The organism is Acinetobacter sp. ANC 4216 (assembly GCF_004331195.1).
Classification (GTDB): Bacteria; Pseudomonadota; Gammaproteobacteria; order Pseudomonadales; family Moraxellaceae; genus Acinetobacter; species Acinetobacter kookii.
On sequence record NZ_SJOC01000004.1, the window covers coordinates 152,163 to 172,461 of the forward strand.

The window sequence follows — 20,299 nt, forward strand, 5'->3', positions numbered from 1 at the left end:
AAAAAAAAGAGAGCTTCGGCTCTCTTTTTTTGTGTAAAAGTTTTACGATATTGATAAAGCCTCAACTTGAAAAATCAGCAGCTCATCCCCAGTTAATATTATAGAGACACAGATGCGCTGTAAGTTTCTAATTTATTTCTAGTTAGAAAGTTGTTAACAAGTTATGTGAATGGTCATCTACATCTCCAGGTGGATGACCTTTTGATCGCAGTCCCAGTATTCTATTCAGGGGCTGCGTTTTTTATTGTTCCTATTCATCCGCCTGCAGCATCAAGCTATAAGCCAGTCCATCTATGACATTGGCCATTTTGGCAATATTTAGGGTTTTCAAGGTATCCGTGGCTCGATGATAGTGCTTGTTACGGAAATGACCTGTATCGGTAATCATCATCGCTGGAATATCCAACTTCCAGTAATTCAGATGATCTGAAAATTCCATCCCCGTGATAAAGGACGGTGCCACCAGTCGTTGACATTCCAGGCGGTCCAGTATTCGCATCGATTCACAATATTTCGCACTCAAATCATAAGACTGTAAATTACTGACAGCTGCTATAAAATTACCATGACTGGGATAAACCCACTTCAAACCGGCCGGATATTGCTGGATCAGATTTTCATCATAGTAACCGATCATCTCTAAAATATACACGCCCCGGATGTGGTCTTTTTGGGCTTGAATGGATTTTGCATGCACAAAACTGCCCATCTGTTCGGTCTTGAAAAATGGCGGCTCCTGCAAGGTATAAAACACAAATTCGACATTATGTGCCAGCTGGGATTTCTGCTGTACCAATATGCGCGCGGTTTCAATCACCCCGGCTACTCCGGAAGCATTATCATCTGCTCCCTGCTGCTCCCCAAACACGTCATAATGCGCACCGACAATAATTTTGTCGGAGTGACCTGCGGTTAAAGTACACACCACATTGCGGTAACCCAAACCATTGACCGCATAATTCTGATACTGGCAAGGGATGCCAAACAAACGCATTTGTTCTTTAATCCATGCGGAAACACGCTGTAATTCTTCTCTATTCTTATAATGGCGATGTCCCTGCGGGCCGATGATTTGCTCCAGATAAACCTTTAAATTATCGGTACTGGCAGGTGTTATGCTGGGTGATGCCCAAATTGAAGTATTCAACAAAAGCGTGCAAAGAAAAGTGCTCAACCATAAGCCTGAATTTTTATCCTTTTTTAATCTCATTGATTATTCGTCCTCTCTTCTTATGCATATTCAATCCATTACTGAAGATTAAAGCAGCATCTCGCAAGGCTTTTCAATTGCAATTTGTTGCTCAAAAACAAGTAAAACCAGTTTTAGCGTTTATAATAAAGAGGACTCTCAAATCATCGAATCTTATGAAAATCCGTATTATTACCATCGGTCAAAAAATGCCAGCCTGGGTGCTCACCGGTTTTGAAGATTACTTCAAGCGTATCCAGCCTTTTGTGCAGACTCAAATTATCGAATTACCTATGGCAAAACGCGGAAAAAACGATTCTGAAGCCGATATCCTGAAATATCGCCAGATTGAAGGTGAAAGCATTCTGAATGCACTGAAACACAATGAAACCCTGATTGCCCTTGAAGTCGGAGGTAAAGAATTCAGTACTGAAAAACTGGCTGAAACCATGAAACAATGGATGCTCGAAGGGAATGATATGGTCTTGGCGATTGGCGGTCCGGATGGGCACTCCGAAGCGGTACGTAAGGCTGCTGCATGGCACTGGTCTTTATCCAAGCTTACCCTGCCTCACCCTTTGGTTCGCGTCATGCTGATCGAGCAGCTCTACCGCGCAATGAGTATCAACCATAATCATCCTTATCATCGGGCGGGTTGAACGGCTTCATCCTGCACTAGGTGATTTAAGCTGGACAATACCGTATCAGGCGAACCTATTGCCAAGCTTGGGTTATCCACCTGACCGGACCCTGCATTATTGTTCCAAAAAAGGAACAATATGTTGATATAAATTGTATTTATTCTATTTCTCTTTATTTGGCATCATAGCCTCAATCGATGTTATTTAAATTAGGCGCATCAACATGAATCTACAGACTTTACCCGGTTTATTTATTTCGCATGGATCACCCATGCTGGCGCTGAATCCGGAACAGGTTGGTCCTGCGTTGGAGCGATTGAGCTTAAACCTGCCTCGGCCTGAAGCCATTATTGTGATGTCTGCCCACTGGGAAAGTAATGCACTTGAGGTCAGTAGCAGTGTCCGCCCTGAAACCTGGCATGACTTTCGCGGTTTCCCGCCAGAGCTGTATGAAATACGCTATCCTGCACCGGGTCAGCCTGAACTCGCAGAAGAAATCCTGCATCTTTTAGCCAGTGCCGGCTTTGCTGCGCATGCCAATAGCACCCGCCCTCGGGATCATGGCGTGTGGATGCCATTGCTGCATATGTATCCTGCTGCCGATATTCCGGTGGTAGAAATTTCTTTACCGATGAACATGTCTGCCGAAGATATTTATAAAATTGGCCAAACCCTGGCACCCTTGCGTGAAAAGCAGGTGTTGTTGATCGGTTCGGGAAGTATTACCCATAACCTGCGTGAACTGGCATGGCATGGTGAAGCCGCTACTGTGCCGGAATGGGCTTCTACATTCCGTAACTATGTGGTCAATAAGCTGAACCATAATGATTATGCTGCGGTACTGGACTGGCAAACCATTCCTTATATAGAGCGTAATCATCCAACCTTGGAACACTTTGCTCCATTATTCTTTGCCATGGGCACAGGTCACCGTTTTAGTATTGTGCATAGCAGTTTCAGTATGGGTTCTTTGGGTATGGATATTTATCGTTTCGATTAATTCATGGTTCTTGGACTTTTCACAAAGTATTTAAAAGAAATCTGCCCACCAATTCATAACTTTTTATTAGTAATTAACAAAATTATAGTTATGGATACATTTTGAAACCGAATTCACCAAAATGTATCCATATTTTATAAACGCTTATACTTTATTCTCTTAAAAATTTTCAAAACCAGATACTTTTAAAATGAAATTTAAACTTCTAGCAATTGCCCTTTTCCCTCTTACGCTTACCGCCTGTCAATCTGGCGATATACAAAAAGCTGGAGATGTCGCCATGTCTGTCTTACAACAACAAAATGCAGATCAAACGCTCAGTACTTATCAATGGAGTACAACTACAGGCACTGCACCAAAACCACTGCTACTGAATTTTGATCATAAAGGACATTTAAGTATTGCAACCAGCTGTAATGGCATGGGTGGTAGCTGGAAAGTCGAAAATAATCAGATTATTACCGGTAATCTAATCTCTACCCAGATGACATGTGAAGACTCAGCCATGCAGCAGGAAAAAGTTGCTACAGATTTATTTGCTAACCGCAAAGCACCGTTCATTCTAGATTTAAAAGATCCACAGCAACCAACATTAACCATAGTTTCAGCAACAGGTCAGAAATACATATTCACCGGCACCATGACGCCGGAAAGCAAATATCAAAGTCAGGCTGAAACCATTTTTCTGGAAATTTCACCTGAAACAAAACCATGTACTGGGGTTGCACCACAAACCTGTTTACAGGTTCGGGAGGTTAAATACAGTGAAAGCGGGATAAAAACCCAGGTCGATAAAGACTGGACTTTGTTCTATGACAAAATCGAAGGTTTCACCCATAACCCCAATGAGCGACAAATCATCCGGGTCAAGCGTTATGAAATCAAGCATCCTGCTGCAGATCAGTCGAAATATGCTTATATCCATGACATGACGGTTGAACGCTCAACTGTTAAGTAAATAGTTTATTCAGGACATAAAAAAACCGGGGCATTTGCCCCGGTTTTTTTAAAGCTTAAACCAAGTCAGACTTAGAATACGCCTTGAGCAAGCATAGCATCAGCCACTTTTACGAAGCCTGCAATGTTCGCACCATCAACATAATTCACAGTACCATCTTCTTTAGTACCGTATTTCACGCAGTTACGGTGAATTTCTTTCATAATCGCGTGTAAACGTTCATCAACTTCTTCAAACGTCCAGCCTAAACGCAATGCATTTTGAGACATTTCAAGACCAGAAGTCGCTACACCACCAGCATTCGATGCTTTACCTGGTGCATAAAGGATTTTCGCTTCAACGAATTTTTCCACTGCTTCAAGCGTAGACGGCATATTTGCACCTTCAGCAACACAAATCACGCCATTTGCAAGAAGTTGAGCTGCATCGTCTGCATTTAATTCGTTTTGAGTTGCACATGGAAGCGCGATGTCACACTTGATAGACCAAGGACGTTGACCTTCAAGATATTCAAAACCGTGTTTAGACGCAAACTCAGAAATACGGCCACGTTGAACGTTTTTAAGTTCCATCACTTCAGCAAGAAGTTCTTCAGTGAAACCGTCTTTAACGAATACAGTACCCGCAGAGTCAGAAAGTGAAACCACTTTTGCACCCAGGAACATGGCTTTTTCAGCAGCGTATTGAGCTACGTTACCAGAACCAGAAATCGTTACAACTTTATCTTTAAAACTATCGTCACGAGTTTTCAGCATTTCTTCCGCGAAATAAACCGTACCGTAACCCGTTGCTTCAGGACGAGCCAGTGAACCACCGAAAGTCAGGCCTTTACCAGTGAATACGCATGAAGTGTCATTGCTGAGCTTCTTCATCATACCTGCCATGTAGCCTACTTCGCGGCCGCCTACACCGATATCACCTGCAGGGATGTCAGTATTTGAACCCAGATGACGGTACAACTCGATGATTAATGCCTGGCAGAAACGCATGATTTCGCCTTCAGACTTACCTTTAGGGTCAAAGTCTGAACCGCCTTTACCACCGCCCATCGGCAATGTAGTCAAGGCATTTTTAAAAGTTTGTTCAAAACCTAGGAATTTCAAAATTGAAAGGTTCACTGAAGGGTGGAAACGCATCCCCCCTTTAAATGGACCAATAGCTGAGTTGTACTGTACACGGAAAGCACGGTTTACGTGAGTTTGGCCTTTGTCATCTACCCATGAGACACGGAACTGAATCGCACGTTCAGGTTCTACAAGACGTTCAAGTAATCCATGATCAGCATATTCTGGATTCTTTTCAATGAATGGCCAAAGGCTAGTCATTACCTCTTCTACAGCTTGTAGAAACTCTGGTTGATGTTGGTCACGTGATTTAACGTAGTTTAGGAAGTCGTTAAGGCTGTTGTATTTCAACGCTTAATCCTCAGCAGAAAATGGATCAAAATTGGTCAAAATTTCAATCAATGATATATTTTGGCGCAAAACATTAAATATCACTTGCACCTATTCAGCAATAGTTTTTTGAAAAAAACTTCAATTTTCTATGTAGAACATATATTTAATTTAATTATTCAGTCTTTTTATTTATAAATAAAATAACTTTTAGATATGTATCAATGTAATATTTTGCCCGATATTAATGCATTTTTAGTCCCATTTTTGCGCACAGGAATTCTATGTAAAAACATGCTAGTATTGCTCTCCAGCACATTGTTTCACGCTGCTTGCCCAGCACTCCCGGTTATACATGAACACTCAAATTAGCTTGATTCAAAAAATTGACGCCCTGCTGCCGCAAACACAATGCGGACTTTGCGGCCATCGCGATGGATGCCTGCCTTATGCAAAAGCCATAAGTGAGGGTGAAGAGGCCAATAAATGTGTACCCGGCGGACAGCCCGTTGCCGATGCTTTGGCTGAATTGCTGGGTCGCCCAAAACTCAAAGCGGAAGAAAGCGTTTGGCCGATTCAAAGTGATGGCCGTCCGCAACGCATGAAAGCCATTATTCGTGAAGATGAATGTATTGGTTGCACCAAGTGCATCAGCGCCTGCCCAGTCGATGCGATTATTGGTTCAGGCAAGCTCATGCATAGCATTTTGACTGACCTATGTACCGGTTGCGAACTCTGTATTCCGCCCTGCCCGGTCGACTGTATTGACCTGGTAGAAGACACCCACGTCGTGCCTTCAGAAGAGGCTCGCATTGCTGAACAAACCGACCTGCGCAATCGTTATTACGCGCATATTCAGCGTGAAGAAAAACGGCGTATCAATCGTAAGGGTCCTGTGGTTCGTGCCAATATTGATACCGCCTTGTTTGCCCAATTTTCAGCGCAAAGTGATTTGGTTCCAGAAATTCAGGTGGCGGAAAAAACAGCTAAAGCTGTCGTGAGCCATGATGCTGCAACCACCATTCAGCTGGCAAAAATTCGCACTCAAATCAAAAAATTAGAAAAACAGCTCAGTGTTCGTGAAGACCTTCAAAAACGTGCCCTGCTGGATGATTTGCAACAGCAGCTGATGGTTTTGGGAGCCTTATGATGGCCATTAAAAACATGACTCGAAAGCAGATTCAGATTTTTTTTGAACGCTTACGTGAGCAAAGACCCAGCCCTAAAACCGAACTGAATTACAGCAGCCCTTTTGAACTTTTATTGGCCGTGACACTTTCGGCTCAAGCCACCGATGTCAGCGTGAATAAAGCCACGGACAAACTGTTTCCGGTGGCCAATACCCCTGAAGCCATTTATGCTTTGGGCGTTGAAGGGTTAAAAGAATATATCAAGACCATCGGCTTATATAACGCCAAAGCCGAGAATGTCATTAAAGCCTGCAAGATGCTGATTGAAAAACACAACAGTGTGGTGCCCAGCAATCGGGCTGATCTGGAAGCATTACCGGGTGTGGGACGTAAAACTGCAAATGTGGTGCTCAATACCGCCTTTGGTCATCCCACCATGGCAGTCGATACGCATATCTTTCGGGTAGGCAATCGTACCGGTCTGGCTATTGGCAAAAATGTGCTTGAAGTTGAGCATCGGCTGGTTAAAGTCATTCCCAAGGAATTTATTGTCGATGCCCATCATTGGCTGATTTTACATGGCCGTTATACCTGTATTGCACGTAAACCGAAATGCCATGAATGTGTGGTAGCGGATGTCTGCAACTGGCCAGATCGTTTCGAATTCGGTGCGGCACGTCGCATTGCGGTCAAAAACCTTGAAGCTGAACTTTAAGTTCAGCCGGGTTGAATTAATCAGCCGTTTATTTATTTTTTTCTTGTTCAGCTTTTTCCTGGTCTCGTTTTTGTTGTTCTCGTCTTTGTTGGTCATGTTGCGCCTGTAACTTCGGGTGCAATTGACGCTGAGGTGCTTGAGCTGCATTTTCTGCCCGTTCCTGTTGGCGTACTTTTTTAAGCATCTTGAAACTGACATAGAACAAAGCAAACAATACTGCCAGAAATACGACCATTAACCCTAATACAGCAAATTTCACAGCAGCGTCCTTTTTGAGAGCATAATAAAAAGAGCCCTAATATGACTTAGGGCTCTTCGATTGTCAAAAGCATCGAAATACGATTATTTTGATTGGTCCAGAATGGCAAAAAGATCAGTTTGAACTTCTTCAATTGGACGCAGACCGTTTAACTTGTCATAAGTCGGTGCATTTTCACCCGATGCTGCGCGGCCTTGGTAGAAACCTACCAGCTGTTCAGTTTCAGTATGATAAGAACCTAAACGTTTACGGATGGTTTCTTCCTGGTCATCAGGACGCTGAACCAGGTCTTCACCCGTTTCATCATCTTTGCCTTCCACTTTAGGCGGATTGTAAACCACATGGTAAACACGGCCAGATGCCGGGTGCTGACGGCGACCAGAAAGACGTTTTACGATTTCTTCGTCTGGAACATCAATTTCAATCACGTGATCAATGTTGATGCCTTCATTTTCCAAAGCTTCTGCTTGAGGAATGGTGCGAGGGAAACCATCAAAAATGCAACCGTTTACACAATCAGGTTGAGCAATACGTTCTTTTACAAGACCGATGATAAGCTCGTCTGATACCAGACCACCGCTTTCCATCACGCTTTTAGCTTTAAGACCTAATTCAGTACCTTCACGAATTGCAGCACGGAGCATATCACCGGTTGAAATTTGTGGGACATTGTAGCGCTTACAGATCAACTGAGCTTGTGTACCTTTACCTGCTCCAGGTGGTCCGAGTAATATAATGCGCATAAAAAAACATCCTCATTTAACAAATATATGTGATGCGTTTGCATGACAAATCTCTCTATTCGTCATGTAGTCCAGCATCTAATTATAAGAAAGCCACAAACAAATGTATTGTACCCGCTATAAATCCGGTTACGCCACCCAAGACAATCAGAATCCATTCATCTTCCTGAAAGGCAGGACGTAACAGATTCTGAAACTCTCTTGGCGTCAACTCGCGAATACGGTCTCTAAACATTTGATAGATTTTCTGTGCACGGCTCGCATTAAAGGCCGGGTCGCATACAGGCACCATCGTAATTTCAATCGAGCGATCGATCAAGTCCGTCTTGAGTTTTGCATACTCTTTTGGTCCTAAAGACAGCTGCAAAGAGGTCCGAACAATCGGAGTTTCCATAATTTCGTTGATATGGCGTTTAACGATACGGCGAGTTTTATCTTTCTTCCCACCATACATCATCTCGGTCATAATGGATTTTAACGTAATCAGGTCTTCTGTGACCACTCGCGCAAAAACATCGGAAACTTCATCCTGACGTTTCATAAAGGCACCCTGGATATTATAGGTGCCAATACGTGGAATCACCGGTTTGATCCAAGGAAACTGGCGGCTTTCGGTGCGCGCAAAAAACTGCGGATAGCGAATATAATGCGGTTCCAGCGGATTAAACACCATCCAGATGGCAATCCAGTTGGTCAAAAACCCCCACACCGCTGCCCAGAAAGGAACCGTCCAGTGCCAAGGCACCACAAACCAGACAATCATCTGGAATATACCGAAGAACATTCCAATTAATGCACTGATATGCCAGATAAAGTTGATTTCTTTGCGCCCCACCTTAAGAAACATGTTTACCATTAAACGGCGATCACCTTCCATTTGGCGCACCACCATTTCACGCATGTCCACAAGTGACTCGACGTTCATGGTCAGCTCAGTCACCAGTTCCCTTAAAATACCTGGCAGCTGTTTATGCGCTTGGGAATAAATACGGCGTTTAATCGAATACGGCAAGTTTTCCCATAGTACGGCATTACGGTCAATCATCATTTCATCAATCAGATGTTCAAGTTCAAACCCGACCTGCTCACCGATGATCCGTGCCATATCTTCAGGATCCATGGCATCCAGAAATTCACGTAAAGAACCCAGTTTCGACAATGTATTATCTGTGATAATCCCTGAAATGCGACCGGCTTTACGTGGCACAATCCCCTGCCATCCCACAGGCAGCGGACCTACATGGAATCCCCAAAACGTCAGGGGATAAAATACCATTTTCAGCGCCATCCACACATGCGCCCAAGTTACAAAAGCTGTCACAGGAATGATGCTAAGTACTGCCCAGAAATCAGGGCGATTCAAGAAGGTTTGCCACAATTCGTTGACGTACTCAAACATGCACGATATCCATATTTAATTTTTTAATCACAAAATACTTAATTGTAAAAACTGACTATTTTCACTATATACCGACACTTAGAGTATAGGAAAATTGTAGCATGGGTTCTGTTTCTGCAATCACTTCGCCATATTGGTCCGTCATCTTTTCACCAGCGCCGATACCAATACTAAAACTGCTAATTCGTTCTTTACTAAGCAATACATAGGCCAAATCTACACCGGCTCCCAGTCTTGCTTCGTATTCATTATTGATGTGTTTGCTTTCAATATGTCCTGCATAGACACCCACGTAGTAACCGTTTTTATCTTTTCCGGTGAGATAGTAAGGATAACGAAACCCGACCTGAGCACCGGCATTATAGTCATCATTATAAAACACACCCGCTTTTGCATAAGCGATGCCATAAGGATTCACCCATTCTGCATTCAAATGAAGAAGCTTTTGGGTAAATCCCACCCCGACATTCCATGTTTTAGCACTGTCTGATGTCAATTTCGCTTCAGGTGAATATGGATTGTCTTGTGCATGAGCAATATTTGCCAGCGCAAAAAAAGCCAGCAAAGGATACACTTTTGTGATTATTTTCATCGTTGTCCCTAAATTTTATTTTTTAATACAGTCCTTTTTTTTTGAATTTTGACTTTAGCAGAATTATCAGAACTCTTATATACTTCACTTTACAATTTTAATGTCTGTAAAGTCAAAGTTTAAGCTAAACCCGTCCACCAGTTCACCGGAACAAATATCAAAAAATGCTGACTTGCGTTAGAATGTGCCACCAGATTTTTTCACTCCCCTGTATGTAAGTCGATCGCGTATGAAGCAGCACTTTCCTTTAAAAAATGTTCAACAAGAAAAGCGCATTTATCGCAATCGGGTTTTTATCTCCATCGGGATCGTGGCTTTCTTTCTGCTCCTGCTTGTTGCCCGTTATGCCTATCTGCAAATCGTGCATTATAATGAATTTTCAACGGCTTCAGACCAGAACCGTATCCGCCTGCAGCCTTTGGCACCTGCGCGCGGCTATATCTATGACCGTAACGGTATTTTGCTGGCAGACAATTATCCGGTCTTTTCTGCAACCATGTCTCGGGCCGATGTGCAGGACATTGACGACACCGTAAAGCGCCTCACTCCCATTTTAAGCCTGACGCAAGAAGATATTGACCGTTTTAGCAGCCGCATCAAGACCTCTAAAAAAACCGAACGCGTATCGCTCAAATTAAATTTAAACGAAACCGATATTGCCAAATTTAGCGAAGTCAAATTTCAGTTTCCCGGGGTCAATATTGAAACCCAAATGACCCGCTATTATCCGCATGGCGACCTGTTTGCTCATGTAATCGGTTATGTGGGGCGTATTAACGACAAAGAATTAAAATCGATTGATAAAGACTTATATGCCGGCACCAACCTGATTGGTAAAATCGGGGTGGAGAAATCTTATGAAGATCTGTTGCATGGCTTGCCAGGCAATGAATCTGTCGAAGCCGATGCTCACGGTAACGTATTACGCAATTTAGGTCGTAAAGAGCCGGTACGCGGGAATGACTTGTACCTTTCCATTGACTATGGCTTGCAGGTCACAGCAACCGAGCAGCTGGCGGGTCGTCGTGGTGCCATTGTGGCGCTGAATCCGAAAACAGGGGAAATTCTGGCCCTGGTTTCCAGTCCAAGTTTTAACCCGAATTTATTTGTGACCGGGATTAGCAATACCGACTATAGCGCGCTACGGGACGACCTTGACCAGCCGCTGTATAACCGTGCTGTGCAAGGGGCCTATCCTCCAGGTTCAACCATTAAACCGATGTTTGGTTTAGGTGGGCTGCATTACAATATCGTGGATTGGAACACCGCCATTTCAGACCCCGGGTATTTTTCTTTACCCGGCGATTCGCATAAATTCCGTGATTGGCGCAAATCAGGTCATGGCACGGTCAATCTGCATAAAGCTCAAGTGGTTTCTTGTGATACCTATTATTATATTTTGGCCTACCGCATGGGCATTGAAAAAATGAATGCTTGGATGCGCCAATTTGGCTTTAGTGAAAAAACTGGCGTCGATTTACCGAGTGAAAGTACCGGTTTGTATCCAAACCCGGACTGGAAAATGCGGACCCGTAAGAGCAAATGGCTAAAAGGTGAAACCATTTCAGTCAGTATCGGACAAGGTGCCTTTACTGCAACGCCGCTACAGCTGGCCATGGCGACCGCAATTACGGCAAATCAGGGTGCGCATATTACCCCGCATGTACTGCGTGAAAGTCACGGCGCCAAACCTTTTCACATGCGTAATGCACCTGATGGCAAAATCCAGTTTAACGGCAAACCGGAAGACTGGATTAAAATGCGCGATGCCATGGTTGATGTCATCGAATCTGGTACAGGACGTGGCATCCGTACCCCGCTGTATCACATTGCAGGAAAAACCGGAACCGCACAGGTCAAGAGTATTGCCCAGGGCAAAAAATACAACGAAGCATTATTAACCGAGCGTCAACTTGACCACGGTTTATTTGTCGGTTTTGCCCCGGCAGAAAATCCTGAAATTGCGATTGCGGTCGTTTGGGAAAATGGTAAACACGGGGGCTCCGCAGCTCAGCTGGCCCGCCCTATGTTTGATTACTGGTTATATACCCGTAAAAAGAATCCAATCCGTCCGGCAGCGCATCAAATTAGTGGCGGCTTAATGACTGCCGGCATCAAACCTGGTGAATTGCCAAGTGGCACGGTACCCGCAGGCACGGCGAACAATACTCAGACCAGTGCAACAGCAGCGCCACAGCAGGTTCCACAAGCTGCCTCAGGTGCACAACCCGCAGAAGCTGAAGGTGAATGATCTATGAAAAATCAACTCCGTATTATTGGTGGTGAATGGAAACGCCGTCAGCTTCCTTTTGCCAGTATTGAAGGCTTACGCCCTACCCCCGACCGTGTCCGTGAAACTTTGTTTAACTGGCTGATGTGGGATATTCAAAATGCACAGGTTCTCGATATCTGTGCCGGCTCAGGCGCCTTAAGTTTTGAAGCTTTATCCCGCGGTGCAGCACAGGTGTTAATGATTGAACCGAACCGTGCACAAGCTGCTTTTTTGACAGATAATTTGCAGTTGCTGAAAGTGACCAGCCAACATGCCAAACTGAAAGTCGCCACGGCACAGCAAATCTTACCTACCCTGAAACAGTCCTTTGATCTGGTTTTTTTAGATCCGCCTTATAGTCTGGATTTATGGGAAGAACTGGCCCAGCTTGCTGACCCGCTGATTAAAGACCGGGCATTTATCTATGTAGAGGCCGATCGCGAGTTAAATCAGCTTAAACTCCCTATTTCCTGGCAACAGATTAAACAAAGCAAGGCGGGAACAGTCCGTGCAGGACTGTATCAAAAAAATGCCTCCTGATTAACAATAAAAAAAGGATTCCGGAATGGAATCCTTTTTTTGTCAAATGTAGTCAGTCAATTTAAGATCGGTGATAGATTAATCAACGACCATAACGCCAGTCCCGGTCATCTCTATCATGATCCCAGTCCCGACGGTCTTTGTTGTCCCAGTCCCGGTCACCATGATGGTGTCGGTCATAGTGTCCGTTACGGTCTCGATGACCATCATAATCGTCATCATAAGGATCTAGGACACAGCCAGTTAAAGACACTGCCAATACAGAAAGCAAGAGCACTTTTTTCATCATTTTCGTCACCTCTTTACGGCGTATTCTCAGTATTAGCGGGTTTGATGAAGAGCGATAGGATTGCGTGTTAGATTCTTGTAGCCATTTATGTATTTTTTATTCACAGGAACAATTTCTGTAATGAAAGCTGAAGCGGCGTTATACGAAGTTCTCCTTAGATTTGCAGAAATACTGCTAAATAGAGGCTTGGTTTTTTGGCTCATGTTTTGAATACTACTGACTTTTCATCTGTACCTATTTCTATGACCTGGTTGTTATTTATTGTTGGGGCCATGGTCGCAGGTTTTGTGCAGGGACTGACCGGCTTTGCCTTTGCCTTAATCGCCATGTCATTCTGGGTGTGGGCGCTTCCTCCGCAAATTGCTGCGCCCCTGGTGGTCTTTGCTTCGGTATGGAGCCATATCATTTCATTGTCCAATGAACAGAAGCATCCACATCTGAACAAAAACCTGGTATTGCCTTATTTGATTGCCGGGCTGATTGGCGTACCTTTAGGCACCTATTTGCTGCATATTATTCAGCCCGAAACCTTTAAAGTGGTTTTAGGCATTTTTTTGCTGTTGTGGTGCCCGGTGATGTTTTTCAGTCCGGCATTCCCACGGCTGCAACAGTCGGGAAAACTGGCAGATAGCCTGATAGGATTTCTCGGCGGAATTTTGGGTGGTTTAGGCGGTTTTTGCGGTTCATTGCCATCTGCCTGGGTCATGCTGAAAAATCTATCCAAACAGCAACAGCGTTACGTTTTACGACACTTTAATTTTGGCATTCAGCTGTTTACGCTACTAGCCTATTTACTGCAAGGCACGCTTGACATCCAGCTCTGGCCTTATATGACAATTTTGCTGATCAGCGTCAGTTTTCCCGCCATTCTAGGGGCAAAATTATTTTATAAAATCTCGGAAACCCAATTTAAGCATATAGTTTTAAGCCTTTTATTTGCTTCCGGTGGCTTCCTGATTTTCAATACACTGTTGTAAGGTTGATTTCTGGTTTACACAAATCATTTACATATGTTGAGATATTGCAGGTCTATTGATCCATAACGACTGATCAAACGCCCCATAAATCTCATTTAAACAAAAAATGCCCAATCAGTCGGACAGATCAAATTTATCGGCAGGAAAACTTTATACAATAACTTAATCCCACCATCAATTTTCCTAGAAATGAGAACCTTGATTTTATTAGCAGGAATAATTCTACTCTCTGGCTGCTCTCTCGGCACTTCTCGCGAGCTTAAACATGCAGAAAAAATGCTTGCAGATTTTCAGTGCAATAAAATTGAAAGTGCACAAATGGCGCATAGTTCGATTACCTCTTATCATGAACAGACACTTGCCTCTAGCCGCCAAAAAGCCGAATCTTATATCCAGAGCTATAAAGATGGAGAGGATTTATTTAATCTGCCCTTAACAGAAGTCATTGAGGAACAATATTATATTTATCAGGAAGCTTGCCAGCATTTAGGCGGGATTAGTCCGGCACAAAATCAATAATTTTTTTAAGTAAAAAGTCAAACTCAATACTTACTGATCCCTCATATGCAGCGAGCCAAGATTTTCTATCTGCATCTCTTGGCTTCGCTTAAAAAATGACAATGAACTCGGTTTTTCAGTTAGGTTTCAGGGTAATAACGTGTATCCACGCTAAACTGTTCTGGAAATTTGGCATGAATTTGTGCATAAAAAGCCATAATTTCAGCCATATCTTTTTCATAGTCGCCCATAGGATAAACAATTTTACCCACCCCGGTTTTCTTCTTGGCATAATCCATATAAGCCAATGCAATGGGCACCCCTGCATTGATCGCCACATGGTAGAAACCGGTTTTCCATTGTTCCTGTTTGGCACGCGTCGCTTCCGGTGTGACCAGCATCACCAGTTTTGGATGGGTTTTAAATAAATCCGACATCACTTGCACCATGCTTGGACGTGGTTCTCCCTCTTTCTTGGCTGTGCGGTCAATCCCGATTCCGCCCATGGCACGTACAAATGGACCAAAAGGAAATTTCATATAACTGTCTTTAATGGTAATACGAACGTTGACGCCTAAGGCCTTGAGTGCCAGACGTGCATATAAGGCATCCCAGTTGCTGGTGTGCGGTGCAGCAATCATGACACATTGATCCAAGTCAAGTGGCCAATGATTATCGATTTCCCAGCCCATCATTTTTAAACTTTGTTCAGCTAATTTTTCAAACACTTGCCGCACCGACACCTATATAAAGTGCGCAGATTTTAACAAGGTGGCTGAAATATAAAAGTGCAATATGGCCAATAAATAATCAATTAATATATAAATGTATAACTTTAGAGTTCAAATAAAATAGGTAAAGTTGCCGTTTTATTTTTGCCGAAATTTTAGCTTGGCAAGCTTACACCCAAGTTGCCTATTCAAATCCATACAAAATAGATATAACAAAGCCATAACAAGATGAACATTTAATTAATCTGCATTTTTACGTATTTTTTTAAAGCTATATGGGCCAAAAGGACAATATCGTGAAAAAAATAATATTCATCCTGTCATTAACGATTCTGGCTTTAGCTGGGTGCAGCAAACCCAAAACCGACACTCATGACAGCAATACAGCACCTGATCAGCCCATGACTCAAACCACCCCATCAGCCGCCACCACAGATCAACCCACCTCAGCTATAAGCGATACGGCAGAAACATCCCTGGATTGGCCTGGTGAATATAAAGGGGTTTTACCCTGCGCCGACTGCGAAGGTATTGAAACCGAACTGGAATTAAAGGCAGATAAAACCTATGAATTGACCCAGGAATACTTGGGTAAAGGAAAAGACAATGAATTCAAGGTAAAAGGAAGGTTTAGCTTTGATGCAAATCAACCCTCCATGATTAGCCTGGACCAAGCGGGAGAAAATCGTAAATTTTTTGTCGGTGAAAACTTTGTTGAAGCACGTGATATAAAGTCTGGAAAAGCCATTGATTCCAAGATGAATTATAAATTACAAAAAGATCTTAAATAGTTTCTATTTGAACCTTTGTCTTTAGGCACTTAAAAAGCTTGAAAATTGAAAACGACAAATATGCAAATGAAGATAGAGAATCAGAAACTTATACGCGATGGAATGACATTCATGACTCAATCCGCATCTATAACTACAGATAGATATATCAGAATACCTGGCTTTTGTTGATGGTTTAAGAAATTTCAGCTTTGACGTATATGATCAGGATGAACTCGAACTTTTATTCATCAATTGAATAGAAAGTGAATAAAAAATCCCCGCTTTTGCGGGGATTTTTAAGATCAAATGATCAGTATGAATTACATCATACCGCCCATTCCACCCATGCCGCCCATATCAGGCATAGCAGGTTTATCTTCAGGGATATCTGTGATCATGCATTCAGTGGTTAGCATTAAAGCAGCTACAGATGCAGCATGTTCAAGTGCAGAACGGGTTACTTTTGCAGGGTCAAGAATACCCATCTCAAGCATATCGCCATATTCACCAGTTGCAGCGTTATAACCGAAGTTGCCTTCGCCATTTTTCACAGCATTGATGACTACAGATGGTTCGTCGCCCGCATTCGCTACGATTTGACGAAGTGGCGCTTCAATCGCACGACGTAAAATGTTGATACCTACATTCTGGTCATCATTTCCACCTGTCACACCTTCAAGTGCTTTAGCAGCACGTACCAGTGCAACACCACCACCAGCAACAACACCTTCTTCAACCGCAGCGCGAGTTGCATGAAGCGCATCGTCTACACGGTCTTTTTTCTCTTTCATTTCAACTTCAGTTGCTGCACCAATTTTGATGACTGCAACACCGCCAGCCAATTTAGCAACGCGTTCTTGAAGTTTTTCTTTGTCATATTCAGAAGTCGATTCTTCAATTTGCGCGCGGATTTGTTGAACACGTTCAGCAATCTGGTTCGCATCGCCAGCACCATCCACAATCACGGTGTTTTCTTTAGAAACCGTGATTTTATGTGCAGTACCTAAGTCTTGAAGTGTCGCTTGCTCTAAAGACATGCCCACTTCTTCAGAGATCACAGTCGCACCAGTCAAGATTGCGATATCTTGCAGCATTGCTTTACGACGGTCACCGAAACCAGGTGCTTTCACCGCACATACTTTAATGATGCCACGCATGTTGTTCACAACTAGAGTTGCCAACGCTTCACCTTCAACATCTTCAGCAATAATAAGAAGCGGTTTACCAGTTTTTGCAACCGCTTCAAGTACAGTAATCAATTCACGGATATTGCTGATTTTTTTATCCACCAGAAGGATAAACGGATTTTCAAGTTCAGCTGTTAACGTATCTTGCTTGTTGGCAAAGTACGGGCTGATATAACCGCGGTCAAACTGCATACCTTCAACTACGTCTAAAGCATCTTCGAAGCCTGAACCCTCTTCAACCGTGATTACGCCTTCTTTGCCCACGCGTTCCATAGCTTGCGCAATCAGTTTACCCACTGTTTCATCAGAGTTGGCAGAGATTGAACCCACTTGTTCAATGGCTTTAGTATCAGAAGCAGGTTTTGCAGTAGCTTTAATGTTTTCAACTACAGCTTTTACCGCAAGGTCGATACCGCGTTTCAAGTCCATCGGGTTCATACCCGCAGTCACTGACTTGATCCCTTCGTTCAGGATTGCTTGAGCCAATACAGTTGCAGTTGTAGTACCGTCACCTGCGATGTCATTGGTTTTTGAAGATACTTCACGAACCAGTTGCGCACCCATGTTCTCAAATTTGTCTGCCAGTGAAATTTCTTTCGCTACAGTTACACCATCTTTAGTGATGTGTGGTGCACCGAAAGAACGGTCGATCACAACGTTACGGCCTTTAGGACCTAAAGTCACTTTTACCGCATCTGCAAGTACGTTTACACCTGCAATCATTTTAGCGCGGGCTGAATCACCAAATTTTACGTCTTTAGCTGACATGGTTTACTCCAAATATTTTAATTTTCAATAAGCTGAATAAATAATCAGGTCTGAATTTTCCGGCTCAGGATTAACCTTCAAGCACAGCTAAAATGTCAGACTCTTTCATAATAAGAAGTTCTTCGCCTTGTACTTTTACCGTTGTACCTGCATAAGTACCAAACAATACTTTGTCGCCAACTTTTACATCTAAAGCACGCACACCGTTGTCAGTAATCTGGCCATTGCCTACTGCAATGATTTCACCTTGAGCCGGTTTTTCAGCAGCAGAACCTGGAAGCAAAATACCGCCAGCAGTTTTAGTTTCTTCTTCAACACGACGAATAACTACGCGATCATGTAATGGACGAATGTTGCTCATTGGAAACTCCATCAGACTAAGTCTTTTATTAGTGAAGTAATGATGACTTTGTTATTCCATCGGTCATCATCAAATAATTTCGATGACACTTTTGTGGGGATGGAAAAAAACGCTTCAAGGGGCAAGCAAAAAAAAATTGCTGTTTTTTGTATTTTTTTTATTCAAATCCGATATTTCTTCATTTAATCGGCATTTTCTTCTTTTAATACAAATTGTTTTTGCTGATTGTTAAAATAATAATGCTCCACATCGCCATTGGAATAAATCAGATTCAAACTGTTAGGCAAGCCACGATGCAAACGGTAGGAAATTGCAGTTCCCGCATGAATGTCCAGCACCGAATGGTCTGCCCCCAAATGGTAAATCTGGTTCAGGTCATATACAGCCGACTGATGCAGATGACCATGCAACAGGCCATTTAAACCACTTTGACTCCACGATTCTAAAGCCATACGCCCCAGCATTGGACAGTCCTTGATGCCATGCGGATTATCTGGAGGCGTATAAAATGGCTGGTGCGCAACAATCAGTTTGAGTTTATGCCTGGGAGCCATCATCAGCCTTTGATCAATTTGCTGAATTTGCTCCAGGGAAATATGCCCGCGAGTGTGATAGCGCCGCCGAATACTATTCACGCCAATGAGATAAAAATGCTTGGTTTCCAGTACCGTTTCCATATGGCCAAAGAAAATTTTATAGCGGGTAAAAGGACTGAATATCCGGTTCCAGACATGGTATAGGGGAATATCATGATTACCCGGTACCACCAGGTAAGGCAGATTTAAACTTTCCACAAACTGTTTGCAGTCATAAAACTGCTTGTAACGGGCGCGCTGGGTTAAATCCCCGCTGACCACCACAGCCTCTAAAGGATGTTGCTGACAAAATAGGCGAATTGCTGCCATACAGGCCGGTTTTTCCGTACCAAAATGCAAATCAGACAGATGTAGAATCATAAGGAACCATTATTTTCAATGCATGCTTGCGTACGGAAATCTGAAGCGGAGGCTGCATTTCCACAATCTCACCATCCAGTGCCAGGGTCAGTTTCTTGGCTTTGGAATGTATTTGCACCTTGTCGGCGGAAAAGCTATATACCTCGGGCGTATGATCAAGCTTGCCGCGGATCAATTGCCATAAGATTTTAAACAAGGTGGGTTTATCGCTTTTCGCCACTATCACCCCCACGACCTTTCCCAATTCAGCACATTTGGCAATGCGTAAATTCATCTCTGCAAGTTGCAGCTGATTATTACCAAAAAAAATCAGCGGCGTTTTGACGGGATATTTTTTACCGTCAATTTCCACTTCAAGTTTCAGCTCTTTGCGATCACGAATCAGCACATCCAGCGCTGAAGTATAGGCATGTAGAGCAAAACGCCCAAAACGCCGGTTATAGAGTTCACGCCTTTGTATGAATAAAGGATAAAGCCCCAAACTGGCGTTGTTCAAATAGATATGATCATTGATTTGCGCCACATGGACTTCACGGATCTTCCCGGTCGCTATAACATCGGCCGCTTTGAGCAAATCCAGCGGAATATGCAGTAGACGGGCAACATAATTAAAGGTTCCCAGGGGAAAAACTCCCATGGGAATCTCGGTACCGATCAGTTTGGTTGCCACCGTATTGAGTGTGCCGTCCCCACCCGCAGCCACCACAACACCAATTTCTTCGGTCTGTTGATGACGTTCGATTATTTTGTCCATAAAACTGTTAAAATCTGCTTCTGCACTGATTTCAAAAGCCTGAATTTCATAGCCATAGGCTGTTAAATTTGTCATAAGCTGTTCATAGATTTCATCTTTATTGGCTGCATGAAATCCCGATTTTTCATTATAGATAAGCGATAAAGGCTTGGCAGAAACTGACATTTTCCATA

Annotated in this window: 22 protein-coding genes; 10 read left to right on the forward strand and 12 right to left on the reverse strand. The window is 43.2% G+C overall.

Annotated elements, in window-relative coordinates; translation table 11 throughout:
- Positions 1-250: 250 nt before the first annotated feature.
- Entirely contained in the window at positions 251-1,210 is a 960-nt protein-coding gene (locus tag E0H88_RS04680) for a M28 family peptidase (RefSeq protein WP_131273275.1), read from the reverse strand.
- Positions 1,211-1,365: 155 nt separating this feature from the next.
- Between E0H88_RS04680 and rlmH the strand changes: the two genes are divergently transcribed.
- The 3 genes from rlmH to E0H88_RS04695 all read left to right on the forward strand — a co-directional run bounded on the left by rlmH (position 1,366) and on the right by E0H88_RS04695 (position 3,788).
- Positions 1,366-1,848 (forward strand): 23S rRNA (pseudouridine(1915)-N(3))-methyltransferase RlmH, encoded by a 483-nt coding sequence (gene rlmH, locus E0H88_RS04685; RefSeq protein ID WP_131273276.1) that lies wholly within the window; start codon positions 1,366-1,368, stop codon positions 1,846-1,848.
- A 205-nt stretch (positions 1,849-2,053) separates the two neighbouring features.
- Positions 2,054-2,830: a dioxygenase family protein gene (locus tag E0H88_RS04690; RefSeq protein WP_131273277.1), complete on the forward strand. Its 777-nt coding sequence runs from the start codon at positions 2,054-2,056 to the stop codon at positions 2,828-2,830.
- 190 nt (positions 2,831-3,020) lie between these two features.
- Positions 3,021-3,788, forward strand: coding sequence for a DUF4377 domain-containing protein (locus E0H88_RS04695; protein WP_131273278.1), 768 nt, complete (start codon positions 3,021-3,023; stop codon positions 3,786-3,788).
- Positions 3,789-3,859: 71 nt separating this feature from the next.
- Here E0H88_RS04695 and gdhA read toward each other — a convergent pair whose 3' ends face one another.
- Entirely contained in the window at positions 3,860-5,203 is a 1,344-nt protein-coding gene (gene gdhA / locus E0H88_RS04700; protein WP_131273279.1) for an NADP-specific glutamate dehydrogenase, read from the reverse strand.
- 307 nt (positions 5,204-5,510) lie between these two features.
- Here gdhA and E0H88_RS04705 point away from each other — a divergent pair, with 307 nt between their 5' ends.
- Together E0H88_RS04705 and nth are read left to right on the forward strand one after the other, a co-directional pair.
- Complete coding sequence (locus E0H88_RS04705; RefSeq protein ID WP_286364006.1) at positions 5,511-6,332, forward strand: RnfABCDGE type electron transport complex subunit B; 822 nt, start codon at positions 5,511-5,513, stop codon at positions 6,330-6,332.
- The gene (gene nth, locus E0H88_RS04710; protein ID WP_131273281.1) at positions 6,332-7,027 is read left to right on the forward strand and encodes an endonuclease III; all 696 of its coding nucleotides are present in this window, start codon (positions 6,332-6,334) and stop codon (positions 7,025-7,027) included. The genes E0H88_RS04705 and nth overlap by 1 nt, the downstream gene beginning before the upstream one ends.
- Before the next feature lie 28 nt (positions 7,028-7,055).
- Here the strand turns inward: nth and E0H88_RS04715 are convergent, their stop codons facing one another.
- The 4 genes from E0H88_RS04715 to E0H88_RS04730 form a co-directional block, all read right to left on the reverse strand.
- On the reverse strand, positions 7,056-7,286 hold the full coding sequence (locus E0H88_RS04715) for a hypothetical protein (RefSeq protein WP_131273282.1): 231 nt from the start codon (positions 7,284-7,286) through the stop codon (positions 7,056-7,058).
- 83 nt (positions 7,287-7,369) lie between these two features.
- A complete protein-coding gene (adk, locus tag E0H88_RS04720; RefSeq protein WP_092819948.1) occupies positions 7,370-8,029 on the reverse strand; it encodes an adenylate kinase in 660 nt (219 codons plus the stop codon).
- Positions 8,030-8,111: 82 nt separating this feature from the next.
- Positions 8,112-9,428, reverse strand: a complete 1,317-nt coding sequence (locus E0H88_RS04725; RefSeq protein WP_092819949.1) for a DUF445 domain-containing protein — start codon at positions 9,426-9,428, stop codon at positions 8,112-8,114.
- Between the two features lie 64 nt (positions 9,429-9,492).
- Entirely contained in the window at positions 9,493-10,011 is a 519-nt protein-coding gene (locus tag E0H88_RS04730) for a hypothetical protein (RefSeq protein ID WP_092819997.1), read from the reverse strand.
- A gap of 238 nt (positions 10,012-10,249) precedes the next feature.
- On the opposite strand from E0H88_RS04730, the gene mrdA reads away from it, so the two are divergent.
- The gene (gene mrdA / locus E0H88_RS04735; RefSeq protein WP_131273283.1) at positions 10,250-12,271 is read left to right on the forward strand and encodes a penicillin-binding protein 2; all 2,022 of its coding nucleotides are present in this window, start codon (positions 10,250-10,252) and stop codon (positions 12,269-12,271) included.
- 3 nt (positions 12,272-12,274) lie between these two features.
- Positions 12,275-12,832 carry a 16S rRNA (guanine(966)-N(2))-methyltransferase RsmD gene (rsmD, locus tag E0H88_RS04740; protein WP_131273284.1) on the forward strand — a complete coding sequence of 186 codons (558 nt, stop codon included), beginning with the start codon at positions 12,275-12,277 and terminating at the stop codon, positions 12,830-12,832.
- Between the two features lie 82 nt (positions 12,833-12,914).
- Here rsmD and E0H88_RS04745 read toward each other — a convergent pair whose 3' ends face one another.
- Positions 12,915-13,121: a hypothetical protein gene (locus E0H88_RS04745; RefSeq protein ID WP_131273285.1), complete on the reverse strand. Its 207-nt coding sequence runs from the start codon at positions 13,119-13,121 to the stop codon at positions 12,915-12,917.
- Between the two features lie 242 nt (positions 13,122-13,363).
- Here E0H88_RS04745 and E0H88_RS04750 point away from each other — a divergent pair, with 242 nt between their 5' ends.
- Entirely contained in the window at positions 13,364-14,098 is a 735-nt protein-coding gene (locus E0H88_RS04750; RefSeq protein ID WP_131273323.1) for a sulfite exporter TauE/SafE family protein, read from the forward strand.
- A 189-nt stretch (positions 14,099-14,287) separates the two neighbouring features.
- Positions 14,288-14,617, forward strand: a complete 330-nt coding sequence (locus tag E0H88_RS04755) for a hypothetical protein (RefSeq protein WP_131273286.1) — start codon at positions 14,288-14,290, stop codon at positions 14,615-14,617.
- Between the two features lie 119 nt (positions 14,618-14,736).
- Here E0H88_RS04755 and E0H88_RS04760 read toward each other — a convergent pair whose 3' ends face one another.
- A complete protein-coding gene (locus tag E0H88_RS04760; protein ID WP_131273287.1) occupies positions 14,737-15,324 on the reverse strand; it encodes a 1-acyl-sn-glycerol-3-phosphate acyltransferase in 588 nt (195 codons plus the stop codon).
- 299 nt (positions 15,325-15,623) lie between these two features.
- Here E0H88_RS04760 and E0H88_RS04765 point away from each other — a divergent pair, with 299 nt between their 5' ends.
- Positions 15,624-16,118, forward strand: coding sequence for a copper resistance protein NlpE (locus E0H88_RS04765; protein WP_252151987.1), 495 nt, complete (start codon positions 15,624-15,626; stop codon positions 16,116-16,118).
- A gap of 302 nt (positions 16,119-16,420) precedes the next feature.
- On the opposite strand, the gene groL is transcribed toward E0H88_RS04765, so the two are convergent.
- The 4 genes from groL to E0H88_RS04785 all read right to left on the reverse strand — a co-directional run bounded on the left by groL (position 16,421) and on the right by E0H88_RS04785 (position 20,291).
- On the reverse strand, positions 16,421-18,055 hold the full coding sequence (gene groL, locus E0H88_RS04770) for a chaperonin GroEL (protein WP_092819956.1): 1,635 nt from the start codon (positions 18,053-18,055) through the stop codon (positions 16,421-16,423).
- Positions 18,056-18,125: 70 nt separating this feature from the next.
- Positions 18,126-18,416 carry a co-chaperone GroES gene (locus E0H88_RS04775; protein WP_016167026.1) on the reverse strand — a complete coding sequence of 97 codons (291 nt, stop codon included), beginning with the start codon at positions 18,414-18,416 and terminating at the stop codon, positions 18,126-18,128.
- 182 nt (positions 18,417-18,598) lie between these two features.
- Positions 18,599-19,372, reverse strand: a complete 774-nt coding sequence (locus E0H88_RS04780; protein ID WP_131273289.1) for a metallophosphoesterase family protein — start codon at positions 19,370-19,372, stop codon at positions 18,599-18,601.
- On the reverse strand, positions 19,353-20,291 hold the full coding sequence (locus tag E0H88_RS04785) for a diacylglycerol/lipid kinase family protein (protein ID WP_131273290.1): 939 nt from the start codon (positions 20,289-20,291) through the stop codon (positions 19,353-19,355). Before E0H88_RS04785 ends, E0H88_RS04780 begins: the two co-directional genes overlap by 20 nt.
- Positions 20,292-20,299: the final 8 nt, after the last annotated feature.

Bases quoted from the DNA above. Each gene is read 5' to 3' on its own strand.
- rsmD (WP_131273284.1), top strand. From the start codon at position 12,275: ATGAAAAATCAACTCCGTATTATTGGTGGTGAATGGAAACGCCGTCAG.
- E0H88_RS04750 (WP_131273323.1), top strand. From the start codon at position 13,364: ATGACCTGGTTGTTATTTATTGTTGGGGCCATGGTCGCAGGTTTTGTG.
- E0H88_RS04725 (WP_092819949.1), bottom strand. From the start codon at position 9,428: ATGTTTGAGTACGTCAACGAATTGTGGCAAACCTTCTTGAATCGCCCT.
- E0H88_RS04695 (WP_131273278.1), top strand. From the start codon at position 3,021: ATGAAATTTAAACTTCTAGCAATTGCCCTTTTCCCTCTTACGCTTACC.
- E0H88_RS04745 (WP_131273285.1), bottom strand. From the start codon at position 13,121: ATGATGAAAAAAGTGCTCTTGCTTTCTGTATTGGCAGTGTCTTTAACT.
- E0H88_RS04775 (WP_016167026.1), bottom strand. From the start codon at position 18,416: ATGAGCAACATTCGTCCATTACATGATCGCGTAGTTATTCGTCGTGTT.
- E0H88_RS04690 (WP_131273277.1), top strand. From the start codon at position 2,054: ATGAATCTACAGACTTTACCCGGTTTATTTATTTCGCATGGATCACCC.
- E0H88_RS04785 (WP_131273290.1), bottom strand. From the start codon at position 20,291: ATGTCAGTTTCTGCCAAGCCTTTATCGCTTATCTATAATGAAAAATCG.
- adk (WP_092819948.1), bottom strand. From the start codon at position 8,029: ATGCGCATTATATTACTCGGACCACCTGGAGCAGGTAAAGGTACACAA.
- mrdA (WP_131273283.1), top strand. From the start codon at position 10,250: ATGAAGCAGCACTTTCCTTTAAAAAATGTTCAACAAGAAAAGCGCATT.
- E0H88_RS04780 (WP_131273289.1), bottom strand. From the start codon at position 19,372: ATGATTCTACATCTGTCTGATTTGCATTTTGGTACGGAAAAACCGGCC.
- E0H88_RS04755 (WP_131273286.1), top strand. From the start codon at position 14,288: ATGAGAACCTTGATTTTATTAGCAGGAATAATTCTACTCTCTGGCTGC.
- E0H88_RS04680 (WP_131273275.1), bottom strand. From the start codon at position 1,210: ATGAGATTAAAAAAGGATAAAAATTCAGGCTTATGGTTGAGCACTTTT.
- nth (WP_131273281.1), top strand. From the start codon at position 6,332: ATGGCCATTAAAAACATGACTCGAAAGCAGATTCAGATTTTTTTTGAA.
- rlmH (WP_131273276.1), top strand. From the start codon at position 1,366: ATGAAAATCCGTATTATTACCATCGGTCAAAAAATGCCAGCCTGGGTG.
- groL (WP_092819956.1), bottom strand. From the start codon at position 18,055: ATGTCAGCTAAAGACGTAAAATTTGGTGATTCAGCCCGCGCTAAAATG.